The organism is Mesorhizobium sp. M4A.F.Ca.ET.020.02.1.1, from assembly GCF_004022645.1.
Taxonomy (GTDB): domain Bacteria; phylum Pseudomonadota; class Alphaproteobacteria; order Rhizobiales; family Rhizobiaceae; genus Mesorhizobium.
In genome coordinates, this window is record NZ_RZOI01000648.1 from 1 (window position 1) to 3,453 (window position 3,453).

Sequence of the window (3,453 nt, forward strand, 5' to 3'; positions counted from 1 at the left end):
GCGCTGGATGTTCCGACCGGAGACATCACCGAGGAAGCCGCGCTCGACGAACGCGGCTGCGCCGCCACCATGGCCTTCGGCATGGAAGCGGTCGCCGGCGGCGCCGACCTCATCTGCCTCGGCGATCTCGGCGTCGGCAATTCCACCATCGCTGCCGCCCTGTGTGCGGCGCTGTTCGGCGGCGCTGGCGTGGACTGGGTCGGACCCGGATCGGGCGCTGACGCGGCGATGACGGCGCGCAAGGCGGAGGTGGTCGATCGGGCGCTCGCCTTTCACGGCGACAGCCTCAGCGATCCACTCGAGGCCTTACGGCGTGTCGGCGGCCGCGAGTTCGCCGCCATCGCTGGCGCCATCCTTGCCGCCCGCATGCAGAAGATCCCGGTGCTGCTCGACGGGTATGCGGCGACCGCGACGGCCGCTGTCCTGCAGGCGGTGAGCCCCGCCGCGCTCGACCATTGCCTGCTTGCCAGCCTGTCGCCGGAACCAGGGCAGGCGAAGGTGGCGGCTCGGCTTGGCCTGCGGCCGCTGCTCGATCTCGGCGTCGGTCATGGCGAAGGGGTGGGGGCTGCACTCGTCGCCGGCCTGGTCAAGGCGGCGGCACTCACCAGTTCCGGCATGGCGGCTGCGGTCAAAACCTGACCTATCTCTTGCGGGATGCCACCGCCTTGGTCGGCAGCGCCGGCAGTTCCTCCATCACCCGGCTGAGCGGGAAGATGGCGATCGCCTCGGTGCCCTCGCGCAGCCTGGAGTGAAGCTCGAATTCGCCGCCATGCATGGCAAGCAGGCCCTGCACGATCGGCAGGCCGAGACCGGTGCCTTGCTCGGCGCTCTTGATGGCGATCGAACCCTGGCCGAAAGCCGAAAGCACCACAGGGATCTCTTCCTCCGGAATGCCCGGGCCATTGTCCTTGACTGATATGTACTGCCCGCCACCGGCGGTCCAGCCGACGCGCACGCGAACCTCGCCGCCAGACGGCGTGAACTTGATGGCGTTGGACAGAAGGTTGAGCGCGATCTGCCGCACCGCGCGTTCGTCGGCGAACAGCCTCGGCAAGGTGGTTTCGAAATCCTGGATGACGCGGATATCCTTGTTGCGCGCCCGCAGCTCCATCATGTGGCAGCAGTCCTCGGCGATGTTGAGCAGCATCACCGGCTCCTCGTTGAGCTGGTAGCGGCCCGCCTCGATGCGCGACAGGTCGAGGATTTCGTTGATCAGGTCGAGCAGGTGCTGGCCGGACTCGTGCACGTCATGGGCATAGTCGCGATAGGTGGGATTGTTCATCGGCCCGAGCACTTCATTGGCCATCACTTCGGAAAAGCCGAGGATGGCGTTGAGCGGGGTCCTGAGCTCGTGGCTCATCGACGCGAGGAAGCGCGACTTGGCCAGATTGGCATCCTCGGCCCGACGCCGCGCCTCGTCCGACATCGATTTCGCCGTTTCCACCTCCGCGATCAGCGCATCCTTCTCTGAACGGAATGACATCAGCATCAGCGAGGCCTGGTTGAGATGGCGCGCGACGTAGGCGAAGAAGGGCAGGGCGGCGACCAGCAGCGCGGCCATGATAACCTCGATCGGCAGCCACAGCCGCGATCCGGCATAGGCATAGACAGCGACGGGAATGGCGAAGGTCGCCAGCAGCGCGCCGCCCAGCGAGGATGCCATCACCGCGGTCGCTGCCATGGCGACCAGAAGCACCATCGCCTTGATCACCTGGAACTGATCGATCTGGCAGGTGTCGCAGCCGAACCAGGCGAACCAGGCCCAGCCAAGGCCGCACAGGAAATGCCCGATGAGGAAATCGCGCCGCGCCTGCGACGGATCGATCTGGGACGCTTCGGTCCGCTCGACGCGCCGCGCCATGAAGGCAACAATCGTGTAGCAAAGCAGGGTGAACAGCGCCCAGATGCCGATCTTCTTGTCGAGGCCGGCCAGCAGGCCGGTCGCGGCGATCGCCAGCACCAGGATGGGTATGGCGGTCGCGCCGACCACCATGGTGCGGGCATGCAGCTTCAGGAGCTCGCGGTCGAAGTCGAGGCTGCCGGCCTGCTGCGAAAGACGGTCACGGGTTCTGCGCACCGCGCGCGCCACATCGCTGTTGCGATGCGGTTTCCTGCGGTCCACAATGAATTTGTCCGCTGTGTTCGAGCGTAGCAAAGGCATGCAAACTTCAATTTCTGCGCGCAGCGATTTCAATTCGTTAAGCTACGTTCGAATGATTAAGAGACTGTTTGCCATATGAGCCGTTCCTGGTCGCCGAGGCCGCGCTGGCGATACGCCCCGCAGCCGCCTCGCAGCCTGTGGCGGCGGCTTTTCGACTATTGCCTGACCATCGTTCTGCTCGGTCTGCTGATCCTGCTCGCGGCGCGCCTCGACCGCTTCGAGACGCGCAAGGCCGAGGGCGCGGCCATCGTCAATGACGGCGATTCGATCACGCTTGGCGCCGAGCGCATCCGCATGCGCGGCATCGACGCGCCGGAATATCAGCAGACCTGCCGCAAGGATGGCGCCGACTATCCCTGCGGCAGGCTCGCGAGGCAATCGCTGGTCAGGCTGATCGCCGGCCGTCCCGTCTCCTGCAGTGGCTGGCAGCACGACCGCTACGGCCGGCTGCTTGGATACTGCAAGGCAAGCGGCATCGACCTCAATCGCGCCCAGGTCGAGGCTGGCTGGGCCGTCGCCTATGGCGATTTCGAGACCGAAGAGGCCGGCGCCCGCGTCGGCAAGGCCGGCATCTGGGCTGGCACGTTCGACGAACCGCAGGACTGGCGCGATACCCACGGCCACGGGCTGGTCGAAAGGAAGCACGGCACGCTGGCGTCGATCGGCGATGCCTTGCGCGCGTTTTTCAGCTTCCGGTAAAGGGAGCGAGCAGGATTGGGAGGATGAGAATGAAGCTGTTCGACGGTGGCCGTGCGCCCAATCCGCGCAGGGTGCGGGTTTTCCTCGCCGAAAAAGGGATCGAGGTGCCGCTAGTGCCTATCGACATGGGCGCGCTGGAGCATAAGACGCAGGCCGTCAGCTCGCGCAACCCGCTGCAGCGCCTGCCGGTGATCGAGCTCGACGACGGCACCATCATCACCGAATCCGTCGCCATCTGCCGCTATTTCGAGGAGCTGTATCCGGAGCCGCCTCTGTTCGGGCAAGGCGCGCTCGGCAAGGCGAGGGTCGAGATGTGGCAAAGACGCATGGAGCTGAACCTCCTCAGCTGCGTCGCGCAGGCTTTTCGTCACACCCATCCCGCGATGAAAGAATGGGAAATCCCCCAAATACCCGAATGGGGCGAGGCCAACAAACCCAAGGCGGTCGAATTTCTGAAGCTGCTCGACGACGAATTGGCGGGCCGAGAGTTCGCCGCCGGTGATGCCTATTCGATCGCCGACATCACCGGGTTGATCGCCATCGATTTCATGAAGCCGGCACGCATCAGGGTGCCGGAGGAATGCACCAATGTG

The 3,453-nt window shown here is 65.3% G+C and carries 4 protein-coding genes; 3 read left to right on the top strand and 1 reads right to left on the bottom strand.

From position 1 onward, the window contains the following. Positions 1-639 (top strand): nicotinate-nucleotide--dimethylbenzimidazole phosphoribosyltransferase (locus EN742_RS28540; protein WP_189375654.1); only part of this gene is annotated, 639 nt, incomplete at its 5' end. A gap of 1 nt (position 640) precedes the next feature. Here EN742_RS28540 and EN742_RS28545 read toward each other — a convergent pair. Next, positions 641-2,161 carry an ATP-binding protein gene (locus EN742_RS28545; RefSeq protein ID WP_126054496.1) on the bottom strand — a complete coding sequence of 507 codons (1,521 nt, stop codon included), beginning with the start codon at positions 2,159-2,161 and terminating at the stop codon, positions 641-643. A 75-nt stretch (positions 2,162-2,236) separates the two neighbouring features. Between EN742_RS28545 and EN742_RS28550 the strand changes: the two genes are divergently transcribed. Together EN742_RS28550 and EN742_RS28555 are read left to right on the top strand one after the other, a co-directional pair. Further along, positions 2,237-2,860, top strand: coding sequence for a thermonuclease family protein (locus EN742_RS28550; protein ID WP_128333547.1), 624 nt, complete (start codon positions 2,237-2,239; stop codon positions 2,858-2,860). A 29-nt stretch (positions 2,861-2,889) separates the two neighbouring features. Beyond that, positions 2,890-3,453: glutathione S-transferase (locus EN742_RS28555; RefSeq protein WP_148670317.1), on the top strand; the 564-nt coding region annotated here is incomplete at its 3' end.